The 20231-nt window shown below is 35.1% G+C and carries 13 protein-coding genes and 3 pseudogenes; 7 read left to right on the top strand and 9 right to left on the bottom strand.

The window, feature by feature from the left end:
• Positions 1-4: 4 nt before the first annotated feature.
• Positions 5-1591, bottom strand: a complete 1587-nt coding sequence (locus tag B6A32_RS10975; RefSeq protein ID WP_085303934.1) for a cytochrome ubiquinol oxidase subunit I — start codon at positions 1589-1591, stop codon at positions 5-7.
• A gap of 329 nt (positions 1592-1920) precedes the next feature.
• Here B6A32_RS10975 and B6A32_RS10970 point away from each other — a divergent pair, with 329 nt between their 5' ends.
• Positions 1921-3225, top strand: a complete 1305-nt coding sequence (locus B6A32_RS10970) for a sigma-54 interaction domain-containing protein (RefSeq protein ID WP_233131392.1) — start codon at positions 1921-1923, stop codon at positions 3223-3225.
• A gap of 394 nt (positions 3226-3619) precedes the next feature.
• On the opposite strand, the gene B6A32_RS10965 is transcribed toward B6A32_RS10970, so the two are convergent.
• Positions 3620-4255 carry a PEP-CTERM sorting domain-containing protein gene (locus B6A32_RS10965; protein ID WP_085303932.1) on the bottom strand — a complete coding sequence of 212 codons (636 nt, stop codon included), beginning with the start codon at positions 4253-4255 and terminating at the stop codon, positions 3620-3622.
• Between the two features lie 391 nt (positions 4256-4646).
• Here B6A32_RS10965 and B6A32_RS10960 point away from each other — a divergent pair, with 391 nt between their 5' ends.
• The 3 genes from B6A32_RS10960 to B6A32_RS10950 all read left to right on the top strand — a co-directional run bounded on the left by B6A32_RS10960 (position 4647) and on the right by B6A32_RS10950 (position 10521).
• Positions 4647-8630: a two-component regulator propeller domain-containing protein gene (locus B6A32_RS10960; protein WP_085303930.1), complete on the top strand. Its 3984-nt coding sequence runs from the start codon at positions 4647-4649 to the stop codon at positions 8628-8630.
• A 196-nt stretch (positions 8631-8826) separates the two neighbouring features.
• The gene (locus B6A32_RS19625; RefSeq protein ID WP_085303915.1) at positions 8827-8994 is read left to right on the top strand and encodes a zinc ribbon domain-containing protein; all 168 of its coding nucleotides are present in this window, start codon (positions 8827-8829) and stop codon (positions 8992-8994) included.
• Positions 8995-9003: 9 nt separating this feature from the next.
• The gene (locus tag B6A32_RS10950) at positions 9004-10521 is read left to right on the top strand and encodes a hypothetical protein (RefSeq protein WP_085303913.1); all 1518 of its coding nucleotides are present in this window, start codon (positions 9004-9006) and stop codon (positions 10519-10521) included.
• A 313-nt stretch (positions 10522-10834) separates the two neighbouring features.
• Here the strand turns inward: B6A32_RS10950 and B6A32_RS19445 are convergent, their stop codons facing one another.
• Positions 10835-11548 (bottom strand): PEP-CTERM sorting domain-containing protein, encoded by a 714-nt coding sequence (locus tag B6A32_RS19445; RefSeq protein ID WP_233131391.1) that lies wholly within the window; start codon positions 11546-11548, stop codon positions 10835-10837.
• Between the two features lie 536 nt (positions 11549-12084).
• Entirely contained in the window at positions 12085-12711 is a 627-nt protein-coding gene (locus tag B6A32_RS10940) for a PEP-CTERM sorting domain-containing protein (protein WP_085303910.1), read from the bottom strand.
• A 544-nt stretch (positions 12712-13255) separates the two neighbouring features.
• Between B6A32_RS10940 and B6A32_RS10935 the strand changes: the two genes are divergently transcribed.
• Positions 13256-13948, top strand: coding sequence for a transporter substrate-binding domain-containing protein (locus tag B6A32_RS10935; protein ID WP_085303908.1), 693 nt, complete (start codon positions 13256-13258; stop codon positions 13946-13948).
• A 203-nt stretch (positions 13949-14151) separates the two neighbouring features.
• Here the strand turns inward: B6A32_RS10935 and htpX are convergent, their stop codons facing one another.
• Positions 14152-15024, bottom strand: coding sequence for a protease HtpX (gene htpX / locus B6A32_RS10930; protein WP_085303906.1), 873 nt, complete (start codon positions 15022-15024; stop codon positions 14152-14154).
• A gap of 322 nt (positions 15025-15346) precedes the next feature.
• Between htpX and B6A32_RS10925 the strand changes: the two genes are divergently transcribed.
• Complete coding sequence (locus tag B6A32_RS10925) at positions 15347-17305, top strand: AsmA family protein (RefSeq protein WP_158088477.1); 1959 nt, start codon at positions 15347-15349, stop codon at positions 17303-17305.
• Positions 17306-17649: 344 nt separating this feature from the next.
• Positions 17650-17850 (top strand): annotated as a pseudogene (locus B6A32_RS19440) (IS110 family transposase); the annotation flags it as partial.
• Positions 17851-17878: 28 nt separating this feature from the next.
• On the opposite strand, the gene B6A32_RS10915 reads toward B6A32_RS19440, so the two are convergent.
• From B6A32_RS10915 to B6A32_RS19280, 4 genes and pseudogenes are all read right to left on the bottom strand, one after another.
• Positions 17879-18436 carry a hypothetical protein gene (locus tag B6A32_RS10915; RefSeq protein ID WP_085303890.1) on the bottom strand — a complete coding sequence of 186 codons (558 nt, stop codon included), beginning with the start codon at positions 18434-18436 and terminating at the stop codon, positions 17879-17881.
• An 85-nt stretch (positions 18437-18521) separates the two neighbouring features.
• Positions 18522-18866 (bottom strand): hypothetical protein, encoded by a 345-nt coding sequence (locus B6A32_RS10910; protein WP_143327902.1) that lies wholly within the window; start codon positions 18864-18866, stop codon positions 18522-18524.
• Positions 18867-19087: 221 nt separating this feature from the next.
• A pseudogene (locus tag B6A32_RS10905) lies at positions 19088-19621 on the bottom strand (transposase); the annotation flags it as partial.
• A gap of 224 nt (positions 19622-19845) precedes the next feature.
• Positions 19846-20231 (bottom strand): annotated as a pseudogene (locus B6A32_RS19280) (transposase); the annotation flags it as partial.

The raw sequence follows: 20231 nt of genomic DNA, 5'->3' as shown, positions 1-20231 counted from the left end.
CTCCTTAAGAATTCTGGCTGCGAAGACCAGATGTTAACTCTGGTGCTTGTTCAAAATGATAACGTCCAGTATGTAATGAACTCGGACCTAGGCGTGCAAACTTAATCATCAAATACATTTCAATAACAAACAAAATGCTATAAACAACAATAAAGGCAACAAGAGAAAACATAACATCGCCTACAGCGAGATCAGACGTAGATAAAAATGTTGGTAAAATTTCACTAATAGCCCAAGGCTGACGGCCAAATTCAGCTACAAACCAACCTGTTTCTATTGCTACCCAGGGTAGCGGTAAGGCAAAAAATATTGCTTTTAATAGCCAGCGTTTTTGTTCAATTTCACGTCGAGCGTTATAATAAAAAGCTAAAGCAAATAGCAATAACATAATAAAACCAGATGCTACCATCATGCGAAAAGCCCAAAAAACAGGTGCTACAGCAGGTGTAGAGTCTTTAACCGCCATTTGAATTTGTGCTTCAGTGGCATCAACTACATTATTGGTATAACGCTTAAGTAGTAATCCATAACCTAAGTCATGTTTAACTTCATTAAACTTAACAATATTCTCAGGTGTGTCTTCACCATTTCTTAATTTCATTAAGTATTCATAAGCTATCATACCGTTACGAATGCGAGGCTCATGCGCTTTTTGTAAGTCGCGTAAACCAATAACTTCCTCGTCTAAAGAGCGCGTAGCAATAATACCCAGCGCATAAGGTATTTTTACTGAATAATGGGTTTCCATTGCTTCATCGTCTGGTAAACCAATTAAAGTAAATGCCGCAGGTGCTGGTTCAGTATGATACTCGGCTTCTATAGCGGCCAGTTTTACCCGTTGCACTTCACCTACTTCGTAACCTGACTCATCGCCCAGTAAAATAACAGAAAGAATAGCCGCTAAACCAAAGCCTGCTGCCACAGAAAAAGAGCGTTTCGCAAATGCAACATCCCTCCCTTTAAGTAAATAATAGCTGCTAATACTCAATACAAACATTGAACCTGCAACATAGCCACCCGCTACCGTATGGATAAATTTTACTTGTGCAACTGGATTGAAAATTATTTCGCTAAAATTTACCAGCTCCATTCGCATCGTCATGTAATTGAATTCACTTCCGACTGGGTTTTGCATCCAACCGTTTGCAATCAAGATCCAGAGTGCAGAAAGGTTTGTGCCAAGCGCCATAAGAAAAGTACCCATTAAATGCTGGCGTTTACTTAATCGGTCCCAACCTAGGAAAAACATCCCTACAAAGGTAGACTCGAGAAAAAAGGCCATTAAGCCTTCAATAGCCAATGGCGCACCAAAAACATCACCGACATAATGAGAGTAATATGACCAGTTGGTGCCAAATTCGAACTCCATGGTTAAGCCAGTAGCTACACCAATAGCAAAGTTAATACCGAATAATTTTCCCCAGAACTTTGTCATGTCACGATAGATCTCTCGACCTGTCATAACGTAAACAGATTCCATAATAAATAAAATCCACGTTAACCCTAGAGTTAACGGAACAAATAAGAAATGGAATAATGCGGTAATAGCAAACTGCCACCGCGATAACTCAACTAATGTTTCATTTATCACTTTATTGCTCTCCTTGTATTGCTGATTTAACAATACACTTTGACTTACTTAACAACTGTTTTTAAAAATAGCCTACTTAGCGAGAATGTTCTTATTTACTCAATATAAAAATACTAAAATTTCATCGTTCACAAATACTTACTCACCACACACTCAGCAACTCAGCAAAAAATGGGCCACAAAAACAAAATCAGTAAGCCATTGTTAAATAAGAATATTAAATAATAAATAAAAATAAACTATAAAAAGCACCTTAGCTACGTCATTATTGTCATTAATTAACGACATGCACTGTCACTTGTGACTTAAAAACCAAGAGTACTTTAATAGTGGTTCATCAAACAATACAGTCAATCATCGAAGCAATCGAAAAACCGGCAATATTCATCACGCCTGATTATGCAATCGAAGCAGTAAATCAAGCATACCGCGATACTTATCCTACTGAAGTAATTCTGGGGGAGAGTAAGTGCTATGAGGTATCACATAACTCCAACAAGCCCTGCGATCAAAAAGGCGAGGACTGCCCGTTAAAATCATGTAAAGAAACAGGTAAGAATACCTCAGCCCTTCATATTCATAAAACAGGTTCTGGAGATCTTTACTGCAATATTTTGATGAAGTTAGTTAAAGATAATCAAGGTATTACTATTGGTTTTTTAGAGATACTTGAGAAGGTAGATTTTGCAAGTAGCGTGAGTAGCGATTTAAAGCTAATAGGCAAAAGTGCAAAGTTTCAAGAGCTGCTTAAAATGATTACTCGCAGCGCTAATAGTAATATCAGCGTATTACTGCAAGGGGAAACAGGAACAGGCAAAGAGCTTACCGCTTTATCAATACATCACGCAAGTAAACGCGCCGATAAACCCTTCATCGAAGTTGAGTGCATTGGACTTAACGAATCTCTATTTGAATCTGAGTTATTTGGGCACGAAAAAGGAGCATTTACAGGTGCAAGTACCAGTAAAAAAGGTTTAGTTTGTATGGCAGATGGCGGTACCCTATTTTTAGATGAAATAGGTGATATTCCACTGAGTTTGCAAGTAAAATTATTACGATTATTGGAAACAGGAAATTATCGCCGCGTAGGTAGTGTTGAAAAACAAACAGCCAATTTTAGATTAATATGTGCCAGTCATAAAAACTTAGAACAAATGGTTAAACGAGGTGAGTTTCGAGAAGACTTATATTATCGCATTGCAGCATTCCCTATTACCTTACCAACATTAAGAGAAAGAAGAGACGACATTGCACTCTTAGCAGAACATTTATTGTCTAAAAGTGAGTTTTCAGTGAAAAAATTCACTGATGAAGCACTGAATAAGTTAGCTAACTATCATTACCCAGGCAATATAAGAGAGCTTAAAAACATCGTTCAACGAAGTGCTTTACTCAGTGATGATGACCTCATAAATGTGGAAAACTTGCCACACAATATCATTGCGCTAACAAGCTTAGAAGAATCGCCAATCAATCTAATTTCTAACGAAAAAAGTCATATAATTAAATTACTTAATGAACACGGTAATCAACCACAAATTATAGCTCAAAGCTTAGAAGTAAGCGTTAGAACTTTATATAGAAAATTACAAAAACATCAGTTGAATATTAAAGCATTTAAGGCACTGAGGTAAAAACTAAGGAACTCGCTAATTTCAAATTTTAACGCTTACCTCAAAGCTTTAGCGTTTAAAATAGACAGTAATAAAAATAGCAGGTTCATCAAAATCTGTTCGCTATATAAATGAAGATCTGCATTAAACTTTAAGCACCGAGTAAAAATAAATACTATGGTTCGGATACTCTTAAATACTATTGAAATATCCTAACCATATTAAAGAATCAAGCCTTTCATAACCTCAAGATTTTAATATGCATGGTTATGGTTATGGTTATGGTTATGGTTATGGTTATGGTTATGGTTATGGTTATGGTTATGGTTATGAATAATAAGGATATCAAAAACCAGATACAAAAAAACACCAATCATTACAATTGATGTTTTTAGCACTCACAGCGAAGAAGTTATTAAGCTTTTCTCTTAAATTTACGTGCTGCTAAGCCCATAATACCTAAAGCAAAAATGGCAAATGTAGAAGGCTCTGGAACTTGTAGTGTTGGATCCTGAACCAAGCTTTGGGTGTTACTTGTAGTAAAGTTAAGAATTTGGTCATCATTGTAAAATACTTGTTCATCATTCGCATTTCTAAAAAACAAGTAAGTAGAGTATTCATTCTGTGTTAACTGCATGCGGCTTATATTGCTTGTATGATCATAAACTAGATAGGCAGATTCACTGTAGCCACCTCCTACTTCCAGTGATAACTCCCAATTATTATTCCCTAAACTACTAAAACTAAATAAGTTATCTATATTAAGGTACTCCAAAGGACTAAGTAGTGATACTGGAGCACCTAGTGATGCAATGTCATATGACATTGAATTTATATCTGCGAGTGTCACCCCTGTTCCAAAATTACTATCATCTACAAATTCAATGGTAAATATGTCTCCAGAAGCAAAATTATTTACCGAATTAGCATTAATATTATCAAGTTTAAATTCAAAAATAATGCCCGCAGTTGCAGCGTTGCACATTACAAACATTAAACTAGCAAAAACCATTTTGCTAAACTTACACTTCGTTTTTGAAAAACCTTTCATTCTTTATCCCTTTTGTTTTTTTTAAAGTAAATTTGGCAAGTAAGTCCTTATAAGTAAAACCCACTTAACGTGCAAAAAGCAAAAAACACACCAAAAAAAATTACACTTTAAATTCAATGCATTAGTTATATGCTCTATTTTTACACTCGTACAGTTGTAAAAATAACTGACACGAAAATCCCTATCAACCAGTTGAATTTATTGCAGAATATTTGAAAGCTACCGTTTTAAGTGATTTAGACAGAAAAAGAGAGCACGTTTTAACGGTTCGTCACAACTTTTAAATCTAATTTTTAAGAACAACTGAATTACTTGTGAATAAGCTTACATATTTGTAAGCTCTGTATGTCATAACTTGTTTATTTACCTAATTAAAATAAGAAAAAGCTAAATGCCTCATGTTTTACTTTACTGTTTACTTATTATTTCTTTCTGCTCGCTCTCCAATGAACTAGAAAACACTTATCAACCAGATCCAAATTTTATTTCATATACAACAGAAAGTGGCTTATCTAATAATATTGTTACCGCAATAACGCAAGATAGTGACGGTTTTATGTGGTTTGGTACCCAAGATGGCTTAAATCGTTTTAATGGAAATAACTTTAAAGTCTACCGTTACAGCCCAAATAAAAAATATAGCCTTGCAGGCGTAAGAGTTACTAGCCTTCATGTAGATTCAAAAAAACAACTATGGGTTGGAACAGAAACCGGCGGGTTAAGCTTATATCAGCCAGATACGGATGATTTTTTAAATTTTAGGCACAACACGTTGGACCTAAATACTATCAGTAGTAATGCTATTACTTCATTAGAGAGTGACAACAAACATTTATGGATTGGAACTCTTTCAGGTATTTCAAAATTAAACCTAAGCACTTTAAAAATTGAACGAGTTGCACACAGCCAACAAAATGGCTCAGGTACAAACCATGCAAAAATATCTTCATTAACAAAAGACAATAACAACAATATATGGATTGGAACATTAGGTGGTGGTTTAAACAAATATTCAAATGATAAAGATTTTTATACTTATTTTCAGCATCAAGCTGATACCCCTCATTCGCTTAGCAGCAATCAAGTAAGTAGTGTGTATGTTGATAGTTACAATGAAGTTTGGGTTGGCACTGAACAAAAAGGGTTAAATAAATACCAAAAAAACTGCCAATGCTTTAAAACCTATCTTGCTAAAACCGATGACCCAACCACTTTACCGCACAATATGGCACTGTCTTTTACAGAAAATGAAAAACGCGAATTATGGATAGGCACAATTAGAGGCTCTGCAATTTATCATAGGGCAACTGATACTTTTACAAGATATAAGCTAATACGAGCAAATAAAGCAGGCCGGCTTTATCGCTCTAACCGCTCATCTTATACCAGTGCCGATGGTACTGTGTGGTTTGGCAGCCAGCAAATGGGTGTAATATCAATTCCAAATGATGGTTTTAGGTTCCAAAGCTACCAATACGCTGCAAATAATGTAAGTTTAAAGTCTGATGATATTAACTCTTTACTCGTTGAAAATAACGAAATGTGGACTGGTTCTATCAGTGGACTATTTCGCTACAAACTTGGTGAGAATGGACAGCTTTCTTTTTTAGATAGAGTACATCAAGCTTTCGCCTTAAAAATAATTAAATCATCTGACAATACATATTGGCTAGGAACCAACCAAGGGCTTGTGCATTTAGACAAACAGTTAAAAGAGCTATCGCACTTCACTAAAAACGACTTTTCAAGTCATTACATCAGAGAGAACGCTGTATTAGATGTAATTCAAGCACGTAATGGCGATATATTTATGGCGAGCTGGGAAGGTGGATTTAGCCGGTTAATAGATGAGAAAACGGCTGAGTTCGATAATATTGGCCAACTAAACGATCCCCGAGGTGAATTACAAAGTTTGTCAATATATGCCCTAAAAGAAGATAAACAAGGCAATATTTGGATTGGTTCAAGAGCCGGAATCGATAAATACAATCAGCACTTAAACAGCATTACCAATTACACTTTGCTCGACGATGAATATATCAATGCAACCGTTTATTATATTTTTGAAGGTGAAAGTGGTTTATGGCTAGGCACTAACTTTGGTCTATATCGATATTCAACCACAGAAGATAAATTCACTGCTTTCCCGTTAACTTTAGACAGCCAATATATTCAGGCTATAGCAGAAGAGTCAGACGAAGTATTATGGCTAACCACCTTTAATGGCTTATATCGCGTTAACTTAATTAATAATGAAACCACTAAATTCACTAAAAAAGACGGTGTGCAAGGGAACGAGTTTAATACCAAAGGTATCTTCAAAGCGCCAGATGGTTGGTTATATTTTTCAGGCACTGAAGGTGTAACTAAGGTTAATACTCAACAGTTTACCTCGAGTAACTTTGCACCAACAATTAATTTTGTAACTTTGCACTTGCTTGAGTCAGATAAAAAACAGCGAATTATCGGTGAAAGCGCACTTAACTTAAGTGCGGATGAAAATAGTTTCAGTATTACTTTAATTGTTGATGATTATCGCTCGCCCGCTAAATTAAAATATCGATATAAACTTAATCACGGAAAATGGAACGAGCTTGATAACACGCAAACAATTCAATTTCTCAATCAAGAATATGGATTATTAAAGCTTGAAGTACAATCAACTAACCATTTAGGTATTTGGCAACCAAACACTCAATTACTAACGGTTAATGTTCATCCGCCAATTTGGCAAACCAACATAGCTTACACGCTATATTTCTTGATAATAATTAGTCTTATTTTTACGGCTTACAGTATTCGTGTAAAACGTTCAAAAGTAGCCCAAAAAGAACTCGAGAATAAAATTGCAGAGCGAACGGCTGAAGTAAATAACCTATTAATCCAAAAACAAAATTTATTTGCTAATATTTCACATGAGCTACGCACCCCACTTACCTTAATTACAGCGCCATTAGAGCAGTTAATTACAGATAATACTTTTAACACTAAACAGAATAAACTGTTAAAAATGGCCAATAACAACAGTAAAAGGCTTTTTAGTTTAGTTGAAAAAATACTGCATTTAACATCTATCGATAAACAAGATAAAGCCCAAGAAAACATTGCTATTGATGAGTTATTACATAAATACATTATTGCCTTTGAGCCGTTATTACAGGCTAAAAACATTAAATTATCAAAAAATGTGCATAGTAACGCCACAATTTATGCTGATAATCATGAGTTATCATCAGTAATCGAAAATTTATTCAGTAATGCGCTTAAATATACAATGAGTAATGGTTGGGTAAAGCTGCACTCTAGAATTAAAGGTTGTCAATATCAACTTGTCATTGAAAACGCACACCAAGGATTAACAACATTAGAAACTGAAAAAGTTTTTGAGCGATTTGAACGCTTAGGGCAGCCAGATAGTGAACAAGGTTTTGGCCTAGGATTAGCTTTTGTTAGAGAAATTTGCCAACAAAACAGTTGGAAAATTGAATGTATTAGCATTGCAAGCCACTCTGTATCATTTATGTTAACTATTAATGACTATGGTATTGTTCAACCACAAAAAATCTCAACACCACAAAATGAAATAAGTCTCTTAGCAGCGAATAAAAAGCCCCGTACAGTACCCGGAAAACAAAACATTCTAATTGTTGAGGACAACAATGAGTTGCGTGAATTTTTAGCTGAAATTTTTTCAACTCATTACCAAGTAATAACAGCAAAAAATGGTTTATTAGGGGTAGAAATTGCGATAGCAGAAATACCCGACATCATTATTTCAGATGTAATGATGCCTGAGCTTGATGGTTATCAATTAGTGCAACAACTAGCGCAGCATGACAACACTTGTCATATCCCCGTTATTTTGCTCACCGCTAAAGCGGATAAAGAAAGTGAATTAAAAGGGCTTGAACTTGGCTCTATTGATTACATTGCAAAACCCTTTGATACCAAAGAATTATTACTAAAAGTGCAAAACACGTTAACTAAAAGAACTTCATTGCTTAACTTGTCTAATAGCACATCTCAAAGTCATGAGACTCAATACATATCTGAGCGAGATACGCACTTTAATACTAAATTGAATAACATCGTTGAAAAAAACTATAGTAATAGCGACTTTAGTGTTGAACAGTTAGTCGATCAAATAGCGATGAGCGAACGACAATTACAAAGAAAAATGAAAGCATTATTTGATCAAACGCCAGCCGAGTTTATTCGTAATTATCGATTACAAGCATCAAAAGCATTATTACTCGCTGGTAAATCAATTTCTAATACTGCTGATTTAGTTGGCTTTAATTCATCAAGCTATTTTAGTCGCAGCTTTAAAACAGCTTTCAAAAAATCGCCTTCCGATTTTATTCAACCCAAATAGAATACTAAGCACTATTAATAGCAATAGGCTGAATTAACAGCACTTTATAATCTTTTGTCGGTTATGTTCATCATAAAGTCGGATTAGTTAAAGCAAGTACAAACCATTAATATTACGATATTTTTACTGTTCCCAGCTCAGTAAGTTAACGACCAACGCACGTTAACCAAAGCTAATATAAAGGTAAAAATAAAAAATGAGTTTAATAAACTGCCCTGATTGCGAAAAGCAAATATCTTCAAATGCACACAAATGCTCTTTCTGCGGATATAAAGCACCTACAACCTTTTTAGGAAATCTACTGCTAGTAGCCTCAATATTGCTAGGTAGTTTTGGCATTATTAATTGGCTTTTATTACTTTAGGAGAAATTTATGTTATTAAAAAAAAGTAAAATTGTAATAGCATCAGCATTTTTCTTCATGGCTGTTGTGTATTTCATTATGATGCTTGTTAAATCTTATGAGTTCATAAACTCAAATACCGTGTTCGTTGTTTCTTTATCATTGGGTGCTTTTTTAGGTTCTTTTACTGGGCTGATATTAATTTTGGCTGACAAAGAACAAAACAAGACTGCCGCCGATCAGTGGGCAATAAATAAAGCTTACAAGTATTATTCGCAATACTTTAGATTATCCTTAATATTGATTTCTGGCGTTGTAATATCTAAATTATTTTTTGAAGTAACCCAGGCTAAGTGGTATTTAAAAATGCAAGTTGCAAGCCACGCAGTAGAGTTATGTAATGAGTGGAACTCGAGTAAAGATGTCAAACAAGAGCACAAGTATTATTCAAAAGCTGTTTTAGAGCGTTTTTCATCGCATGAAGTTTTGGTACTGGCTTGTAGCGCAGCTATGTTTGAACAAAATGATGTAGATAAGCACAGAATTAAAGTTGCTATAGCACAAATAGACAATAAAAAGATCAACAGTGCATTAACAACAATTGGGTTACTAAAAGAGAAAAAAAATCAGATTATGCTGATAAATAAACTTATTCAGCGTAATTATTTAGTAGAAGCCGAACAGCTGATTTTAGATTTGCACGCGACTATTGCTGAAGAGTCAGAGAGCATAATAACCAGCATATCTGGTAATTCAGAAAATAAATTATCACCAACAGAAAAGCAAAAATTAAGAGTTAAGGCCAAAGAGAATTCCCAACATACAAATAAACTACACCAAGTGTTAGCAAATTTAGCTCTAGGGTATTTAAATAAAGGCGACTATGCCAAAGCTGAGCCTATGTATAATGCTTTACTCTCTGCAAATATAGATTCGGTCACTTATGGTTTGAAACGTATTTACGATGCGAAAGATAAAAAAAGTAAATCTGTGGAGCTACTACATAAGCTGTTAGATAAACAGCTTAGTAAAAACAGAAATCCTTCACAAACCTACGCCTACCTTGGTGAATATTATGATAGTGGTATTGGTGTAACAAAAAACCTTGAGGTTGCAAGAACGTATTATGAAAAAGGCTTAAAATCCCTTTCCTCTGCCAGTAAAGTCAGACTAGCAGAGATGATTTACAAAGGTATTGGCGGAGATGTAAACCATAGTAAAGCGATTGAATTAGGATATAAAACCCCTAAGATGCTTAAAGTAGAAAAAATTAAAAATGGATCCGGATATATTGAGCGAGGCACTTATACCTGCCTTTATTTCAATTCAATTCATAGAATCACACAACTGCAAAACAGCTATGGTAGTTTACACTATGTAAAAAGAGCAATACCTGCTGACTGTGTTGACTTAACCTCTTATGCCAGAGGCGTAAATACCTTACCGATAAAGAAATTTGTCTCAGTTGAAGGTAATTATATACAATTCAAATTTTCTAATAATGGCGACTCAGCCTGGGTACATTTAAATAGTATTCAGATTAAATAATTATAAGATTAAAAAGCTTAGCTTTAATTAATATGTACCTTACGTTATTGCTGCAAGGTACATATTACATAGCGTTTATTATTACTGACATGACCAAGTAACAGGCAATTTTTCGCTATAAATAAACTATATAAACTATATAAACTATAAATAAGCTAATGAAACTCAGTTAAGTTCACGTTATTGTTCCAACCTAAACATTTAAACTATCAACAACATAAATTTAACAGTTCTCTCTAATTTATAGTCCACTAGATACAAAAAAACACCAATCATAACAATTGATGTTTTTAGATATTTAAAGAAGAAATTATTAAGCTTTCTTGTTAAATTTACGTGATGCTAAGCCCATAATACCTAAAGCAAAAATGGCCAATGTGGATGGCTCTGGAACACTAGTGGTTTCTGTAGTAATAGAGACATTATCAAACCCGATATCAAATGGACCACTATTATCAGCTTGAGCAAATCGAACTAAAACGTTTTGTCCCTGCAAACTTAAAAGTGAAGCAGTTATATTTTGATTAAAAGATGTCCATGATTGAGTATTATTGTCTCCAGGGTTTGTTTGAAGCGCGCTAAATACGATATCACTTGGTGCAACAGAATCGAAAAGTGAACTGCCTAGTAGAATCTCTACACGAAATTGTTGGTTACTTACATTATTGAACGCTAAAGTATTTGGGCTAGAGAATCCACTACCGAAGTTTTGATAGGCATAATCAAAAGAGAAATTAGCTGATAAAAGGTTATTAGGAACTACAACTGATTGCCAAAAAATGTTCTGACTTGGACCTGATTGATTTCCAGCGAATGCATAAAAATCTGAAGTAGGAGATGCCCCCAGACTTGGATCGCCAGATGCAGGAAGAACTGTTTGTGTCGAGCCGCCAGACTGTGAAACAGACCAACCTGAAAAATCACCTGTCTCAAAATCACCATTTGTAATTAATCCAGCAAATGCTGAACTTGCATAAACAGATAAAGCCAAACTAGCAACTGTCGCCTTCAATAATTTAAATTTCATGTAATGTCCCTTAGTTATTTATTATTTCTTTTATATAAGGTAAATGAACTAGTACAAGCTTTTACCTGTGTTTTACTTTTACTTCTGAAGTAAAGCAAAAAGCACACCAAAAGAATAAACCCTATAAATTTCAATAAAATAAATTTACAGGGTTTATTGTCTATTTATTAACTGTAAAATAATTCGACATAAACAAGTTACTAACTAATTGAATATTTGATAAAAATCTAACTATTTAATATTTTGTTATAAAACCTGTCATGGTGGTTCAATAATATAAACACTAAAAAATGTACCTTCAAGGGCGCATAATTTAAAACTAGTTTGCCGAGCTAGTTTCGTTAACGCTATCTATTGATATCAATAATATCTAAAACAGTACACTCCAAGCAGCTTAAATAGCGCAGTAAATAACAAAACAATAACTTCAAAAATTAATAAACTTAATGCATCTAGGCTGCATATTTGAATTCACCAGATACAAAAAAACACCAATCATAACAATTGATGTTTTTACACATTTAAAGAAGAAATCATTAAGCTTTCTTGTTAAATTTACGTGATGCTAAGCCCATAATACCTAAAGCAAAAATGGCCAATGTAGATGGCTCTGGAACGTCGATTGCCGAAGCTCTAAATACAACTTTTTCATACACTCCGCTACTGTTACTAGCATAGTTTCCAACTTTGTATCCAGCAGTATAGTCATCATGCATATGCCATGATAACTTTGATAAAGCACCATTATCAGCAGATGTATCAGCGGAGTTTAAAGTCACTGTTTCACCTATATCAACAAAGCCCATTGAGTAATCGTTTCTAAAATACCAAGATGCACCGTTATAGTCGTTCGTAGCATTACCTAAGGTATAGTTTAACAAATCAGAATAAAGCACAGCAGAGCCTAAGGCTATGTTATTAGTTCCTATATCTAATGCGCCAATAAAGACATATTCATCTAGAGCAATTCCAGCAAACATATCGTAGTCATGGGCGTCTTGTGATCCCCAGCTTGACTGAAAGTTTAAACTCCATCCGTTATTGGTTAAGGTACTTGTATCGATATCGGTTTGTATACCAAAAGGTATCAAAGTAGCACTAGCAAAACTACTTACAGACAAAAAAATACTTACAATTGCAACTTTCAAAATTTTAAATTTCATTTGATATTCCTTTTAATCCCTCAGCAAACTCTCTTGAGGTAAATACTAAAGTGAAACAACATCACTTACTGTTTTCTAAGCTAGACACACTCATTAATCCACAAAACAGCTAAAAGCACAAAGCAAGCCAACTATAATTTATTATTAAATTTCAATATATTAAATATTTTAAAATTCACAACGTTATAATTACTGTAAAATAATTGGACATAATAATTTAGCAAATGAATTTAACGCATAATATTAAAAAATATATTTTTTATTGTGTAATCAGCAGGCCTAAACTTATCGTCTGAAATTTATTTTATAGTTGAGGTGGCTTAACTTTACTGTAACCTAGTTACCCGTCAGTATCATTTATTTCAAATAAAGTCTCTTGCTCTCTATATTGTATTTCTTTTTTTACTTACCTTATAATATATAAAGTTTTACGCCCTAGTTTTGAGCCCTTACATTGTTAAAAAAATATATTCCTTTTTTGATATTTATATTATCAATTTCCCACACAAACTCAGTCTTTGCTGCTAAAGATAAAGTATTAACCATGTGCGTTTCACATTTTCCGCCTTACCAGATTGTACAGCCCAATCAAGCACCTATTGGTGAAAATATTGCCGCTACAAGCTATTTATTTAATAAACTCGGTTATGAAATTCAATATACAAAGGACAACTCTATTTGGCGTTGTTTAGGCATGTTAAAAGCTGGCAAAGTGGATATTATGTCGGGCCTTTTAGACGCACCTGAACGCCGAGAATTCGCACATTTACTGGTATATGGATCATTAAGTAAGAAGTCTCTTTATGTTAACCAAAACGGCCCAACAATAACTAAGTTTGCAGATCTTAAGGGGTTAAAAATAGCGGTATTAAAGGGCATAAAACAGTTTGAAAAATTTGATAATGCGCCCGATGACTACTTTGAAAAAGTTTACGTTAATGATATGGCGGCTGCATTTCGTGTTTTAGCCGCGGGTAAAGTTGACGTTGTCATTTCAACTGAGTTTAACGAACTCGAAAAGTTTCAAAGTTCGAGTAATAAAGGTATGAAGAAAATGACCGTCGATTTAGATGATGCCGCATTACTTTTTATTGCTTTATCAAAAAAATCTAAAATTGCTCATTCAGCTAAAAAATATCAACAATTATCGGAAGAACTTTATAAAAACAAAGAATTTCAAAATGTTATTAATGATTTTAAATTAGCACACCCTGAGCACTATGCTCCTGCATTATAAATTTGTTGAAAGGAACTTATCTTTCTAGCAGGGTAAGAATTCACAAAAGCACCAAATTAACAGCATTAGGCGCTTTAAATATTCGTTAAGCTACTTATAGGTCGGTGCACTGAAAATAAAAAGCGCTAACCAAGGTTAGCGCTTTTTACATATCATTTAGCAAGCGTGTTTACCGATAAAACTTTGCTTTTATAACCGTATTTCTAGATAGACTTTAATGCATTAATGCGGTCTTCTAACGGCGGATGCGTTGCAAATAATTGGCTAAATGAAGACTTAGTATTTATACCAAATGCCATCATAGAACCCTCTAAATGGCTTTCTTGACTACGTTTAAGTCGCTCTAAAGCACCAATCATTGCTGATGTACCAGCTAACTTTGCACCGCCAATGTCTGCACGAAATTCTCTTTTTCTTGAAAACCAAGCCACAATAGTACTCGCTAGCACACCTAGCAGCATTTCTAATACAAATACGATACCAAAATAAGCAAAGCCACCTAAACCTGCACCATTTGAATTATTGCTTCGAGTAGCGTTATCAATAAGACCAGCAATCACTCGAGCCAAGAAAATTACAAAGGTGTTTACTACCCCCTGCACTAGCGTTAGCGTTACCATATCTCCATTAGCGACATGGCTAATTTCATGGCCAATAACTGCTTCAGCTTCTTCTTGTGTCATGTGCTGCAATAAACCAGTACTAACCGCTACTAAGGCATTATTTTTATTGGCACCGGTTGCAAAAGCATTCATATCGGGTGAATCAAAAATGGCTACTTCAGGCATACCAATTTTAGCTTGTTGGGCATAACGCTTAACCGTTTCAAGTAACCATTTTTCAGTGTTATTTTTTGGTTGTTCAATCACATAAGCACCAACAGAGCGCTTTGCCATCCATTTAGACATTAGCAATGAAATAAAAGCACCACCGAAACCAAAAACACTCGCCATAACCAGTAAGCCGCCCATGCCCTGACGATCAATGCCAAATACTGACATTAAAATGCTCATGGTAATACTTAGCACAACCATAATCGCTAAGTTAGTTAATAAGAATAAGACAATACGCTGCATGTTAAACTCCAGTAATTGATCGCAACCTTGACATAATATGTCTAATTTATTTTTAATCAATACATTTTTTGTGTTTGTTTGTATATTTTTCACGAGTGTTTTAGGTGAGTCAGCATCACGATAACTTAGTAACGTTATAGGTATAATACGATTTTTAAAACCTATATTACGGCATGAACCCCAACCTATTTGTACAGCAAATTTACTTAATGCATTTATTTGCTTGGTTTACAAAATACTCGAGTCTTTATTTGCCTATTCGATGAATTTAATCTTCTTTTTTACTATAGTAGGCAATAACTTTAGTTACCTAAGAGCTGCTATGAACATATTTTTAAAATCCTTCATTATATTTATTCTTGCCATTATTTTATTAGCTGTGGTTGCAACACAGTTAATTTCAACAGAAGATATTGTTAACCGGGTCAGTACTAACGTTGAACAATCTACCGGACGTACATTAACGGTTAATGGCGAGCAGAGTTTACGTGTTTTTCCTAGCTTGTCTGTAACATTAAAAGATGTGCATTTTTCTAATGCGGCTGGTGGCTCTAAGTCAGACATGGCGAGTATTAACGAGTTACTGATTCATATCCCTTGGCTTTCAGTGTTTTCGGGAGAATTGGCGATTGAAAAGTTTGTGATTAATAATCCTGACATCCTCTTAGAGAAGAATATTGATGGCAGTGTTAATTGGCAGTTTTCAACATTAACAGGCGCTGAAAAAACTACAGAAAACAGTAAAGAAAATAATGCAGAGGAGCAATCAAATAAAGGTCAGTCGGTAAACCTGCCCGACGGTTTTGATATTAGTTTAGGCCAAGTAGAAATTAATGGTGGCAAGCTCACTTTTATTGATCATCAAAATAAGCAAACACAGGTTATCGACCAACTAAATTTAGCGGTAAAACTGCCTTCTTTACAACAACCTCTTAAACTCACAGGCAGTGTAAGGTATATGGCGCAAGTGCTTGAGCTTGAATCGAGCATAACTTCACCCGCTAAGGCCATAAATAATCAGCCATTTTCTGTAGAATTAGATTTATCATCCGCTTTGCTGAAATTAAATTACCAAGGTGAAGTTATACAACAGGGCAAAGAGTTAAGCGGCAAGTTATCGGTTTCCGGTGACTCGGTTAAAGAGCTACTCAACTGGCAAAATATTCAATTGCCAGCTAAAGATGAAGCATTCAATAAGTTTTCAATTAAAAGTAATATTGGCTTTACTAACAATAAGCTGAGTCTAGAACAGTTAATTGTTAGTTTAGACGCCCTCGAGTTTAAAGGCACAACTAGCATAGCTTTAACAACGCCAGTTAATATTACCAGTAAAATCGATTTAGGCGTGCTTGATCTAAATCCATACTTGCCTGAACCAAGCACTGTCGTTGAAACACCACCAAGCGATGATAAAGCGGCTCAACCCATAGTTTGGGATAATACCCCGGTTGATTTGTCAGCATTAGGGTCAATAAATGCCAATATTTCAATTCAATCGAGTCAACTATTGGTACGTGATATCAAGCTTGGTAAAAATGAATTAGCGATTGTGTTAAACAATAGTGTTGCTGATGTGCAATTAAAAAGTTTCCAGGGTTATGAAGGTAATGGCAGCGGTAAAATTAGCGTTAATGCGAGTAAAAAGCCTTACCAGATCACGACTAAATTTGAGCTAGCTAATATTAACGCCGAGCCCTTACTTACCGATGCAATTGGCTTTGACAAACTACTAGGTAAAGGTCAATTATCTTGGGATCTTTCAACTCAAGGGCTTAGCCAACGTGAGTTTATTAATAAACTTAATGGCCAGCTCGACATTAGCTTTATCGACGGTGCAGTTAAAGGCTTAAATTTAGCCGCTATTGCAAAAAGTGCGAGTAACATAATGCAAGGTAACTTATCTGCAGTAAGTTTAGACAGTGACTTTAGTAATGCAGAAAAAACCGACTTTGCCGCTTTAACCGGGAAATTTACACTTAATAACGGTGTCGCTAATACTGATAATTTGTCTTTAGATAATCCCTTTATCAGAATATCGGGCACTGGTGATATCGACTTACCTGAAACCAAGGTTAACTTGCATATTAAATCAAAATTAGTAGCGTCAACTCAAGGGCAAGCAGCAGAAAGTACTGACTCTGGTGTGGTAATACCGATTAAAATTACCGGACCATTTCATAAAGTAAAAATACGCCCTGATGTAAGCTCCGGCGCTAAAGATAAAGTAAAAGAAAAGGTTAAAGACAAACTCAAAGATAAATTAAAAGGTCTTTTTGGTTAGTAAATTAGCTGAATAAATTGGCTACGTTAATATTCGGCGATAGTTTATATTTATACCAAATGTAATAAGTTATTGACCAATATTAAGCGAGGATAAGTTGTTCAATAACAAGGCGTTTGATTGATTATTACATGGATGTAAGTCATTCGGGCAATGCAGGAGCATATTATCGAGTAATAGCGGGCTATTGGGATTGAAAACAACGCAGTTATTGACGATTTAAACCGCCTTAAACTGATCGATTATTTATTCCAATGGGTATTACTATCGCTGAGCTTTTTTGAGAGCTGCCCTGTGCGCTTTTAGGCTAATGTTTAAATGGTCAGCTTAAATAGAGGCCAACTTGGGCCGAGGCGTATTATGAACAACAAAAAAGTAAAGGAAAGCCACATAACACTATCATAAGGTCACTGGCTTTTAAGTGGATAAGAATATTATTTCGGTGTTGGAAAACAAAGACAGCGTATGATGAATCAACGTACTTAGCGGCCTTAAAAAGCAAAGGCTCGCCGCTATTAAAATATGCGGTGGAAAACAAGTTTTAATGCTTGCGGTCCACCTCAGGGCGTGTTGTTATAACCCGATAACACTCCACTCTTCGACTAAATATCCGTAATTTGATTGTTTACTAATAAGTTTAAGTTCTACTGAATTACTGATGTGATTATATACATCATCGTCAATGCAAAACTTAATTCCAATCGTCCCACCCCCTAGCGCTTCGGATTCAAGGTACTTATGACACCACGTTCTTGAATTAGTAACATAAACAACTTCAGCCCCTACAATTGTTGGTTCTAACTGAGTACCTGTTAAAGAAGTTAATATTTTCCCTACACCTGAAGAAAATGCAATATTACCGAAAAATAGGGCTAATAAGGGGATAACAGAAAGAGTGATAAATACATTAATAGTCCACTTAATTGAGTACCGCTTTATTTTATTCTTCGGTAACCAAACGAAGAATTGGTACCTAAAGCAATAAATTGAAATAATTGCGGCAGAAACTATACCTAGTAGGCTCAAAAATGGATTTCTGTTTGGTCTAAAATCGTGCCCCATACCGACAATAAACAAAATAATAACTAACGGTATCATCAAGTACAGTGCAAACTTATCAAATTTTAGCAAGACTTCCCCTAGGGTTATAACGCCCAAATAAGGGACTGATTAATAGTTTGCTAAAATGTGAAGCGGAGCGAAACCGAGCAAACTGTTAGCAGTCCCGCTTAATTTTCTTGTTAGGTGTTTTAACACAATACCAATTATAAATTAGCGATGCTATGAGCGATAAAACCAAACCAATTACAACATAGAATGCAAATGAATATAACTCATTTTCTTTGAGCATAAAGCCATTATGTTGCTGTAAAATTTCAAGAAATAAATCAACGACATCTTCTTGGGGTTCTTCCATCAACTGACTTTTAGTGAGTTCAATTTCTTTATAAGTGCCTACATTGGTAACCCAGTGTAGGGCGCCGATAAGTTGAAGACCGAAAAACACCATAACCGTAGATAAAACAGCAATGATTATTCCTAGAATACTTTTTAAATTCACCCGCACTAGAGAAACACCTAACGAGCCTGTAGAATTACTCGTTTTTTATATAATTTTTAATCAAAATACTCTAACTGGATTATTTTCTTTTAACAATCAAAAACGTTTACGTTTTTGGACGATTTTTATTTTTGCATCGTTAAAGGTTTATTAAGGGTGATGATTAAGTGGTTTATGTCGTTTTGAGGCTGGTTTTTCGTGTGATGTTGGGCTTTTAGGCCTTAATGCAGATTGTTTCTTAACTTTTCAATATTATGAACAAGGCAATACATTTTCCATTGGGTGTTCACTTTATCTTGTCCACGCAAAGTGAATTTATTCATACCTTTATTGACGGTGATATTGCCAAATACCGGTTCGATTGCGCCTAATCTTTTACTATACTGCCGTCGTCCAATGGGACTGTCTATTTTTACTTTCATTCGGTCACTGTGACTGACATTTTGTACCAGGTTCGTTAAGAGCTGGACTTGTCGTCCGGTTGATTTGGGCGGCTTTCGCATACATTGCTTTTGCAGTGGGCAAAACCGGCAGTCATTTAAATAGCCCGTAAATCGAATGTAGCTTTTACCTTGGCTGATGATGCTTGTACTTTGTCGCCAAAGGGTTTTGCCTGCAGGGCAAATGCAGCTATTGCTGGTTGGGTCAAAATTAAAGTCGCCTTGTGTAAAGAGCCTTGGCCTGCCTTTACTGCGTTTTAATCGCCGTTTTTCTTGCTCTGTATGGTAGGTTTCACTGCTTTTAAAGAGAGGGTTTCAAATTAATAATGACACTCATTCTAAATAAAGCCTCATCACATACCAGCGATATTATAATATCTTGCTCTTTGTCATGGCCAAATGACTGCTTTTAACAAAGAATAGAAACGAAATTAACATTTTAGGCCTAAACTATACTAATACATCAATTTTCTGGCAAGTATCAACCTCAAGTACTGACTTGTTGACTTTATGGTGTTTAAAATCGGTAAATCTGGAGTTTACGCAAAGAGTTTTTTGCAGTGGCTTAAGTTTTGTCGTCGTTTGAGCTGTTGGTGTTCGCAATAATCACTGAGTACATCTTCGCGGCCTATTGCACCATGAAACTGTGTTTTAAATTCAGTGGTGATGATTAGCCAGTTTTCAGGTGATATGTTTAATCGGCTCAATATGCTTGGTAGGTTTTCGTCGATGTAGCCGGGTTTATCTTCTCTGATACAACGACCGGTGAGTTCGATTAATTGTAAATAGTCAGTCAATTCAAACGGTAGGCCTTTGGGCATGTTTTCTCTGGGGTTTCCAACAAAGGGCATGAGGGTTTTGGGTTGTTGGCTTTGTGTGGCTTGCTCGCAGCGCAGCTTTACACTGGTGTGCGTTGAATCTTCTG

The organism is Colwellia polaris (genome assembly GCF_002104515.1).
Classification (GTDB): Bacteria; Pseudomonadota; Gammaproteobacteria; order Enterobacterales; family Alteromonadaceae; genus Cognaticolwellia; species Cognaticolwellia polaris.
The sequence above is the reverse complement of the archived record's forward strand: the minus strand, read 5'-3'. Positions and strand labels throughout refer to the sequence as shown.

Coding starts and splice junctions, on each gene's coding strand:
- B6A32_RS10965 (WP_085303932.1), bottom strand. CDS start 4,255: ATGAAAGGTTTTTCAAAAACGAAGTGTAAGTTTAGCAAAATGGTTTTT.
- B6A32_RS10960 (WP_085303930.1), top strand. CDS start 4,647: ATGCCTCATGTTTTACTTTACTGTTTACTTATTATTTCTTTCTGCTCG.
- B6A32_RS19625 (WP_085303915.1), top strand. CDS start 8,827: ATGAGTTTAATAAACTGCCCTGATTGCGAAAAGCAAATATCTTCAAAT.
- B6A32_RS10950 (WP_085303913.1), top strand. CDS start 9,004: ATGTTATTAAAAAAAAGTAAAATTGTAATAGCATCAGCATTTTTCTTC.
- B6A32_RS19445 (WP_233131391.1), bottom strand. CDS start 11,548: ATGAAATTTAAATTATTGAAGGCGACAGTTGCTAGTTTGGCTTTATCT.
- B6A32_RS10940 (WP_085303910.1), bottom strand. CDS start 12,711: ATGAAATTTAAAATTTTGAAAGTTGCAATTGTAAGTATTTTTTTGTCT.
- B6A32_RS10935 (WP_085303908.1), top strand. CDS start 13,256: ATGTGCGTTTCACATTTTCCGCCTTACCAGATTGTACAGCCCAATCAA.
- htpX (WP_085303906.1), bottom strand. CDS start 15,024: ATGCAGCGTATTGTCTTATTCTTATTAACTAACTTAGCGATTATGGTT.
- B6A32_RS10925 (WP_158088477.1), top strand. CDS start 15,347: ATGAACATATTTTTAAAATCCTTCATTATATTTATTCTTGCCATTATT.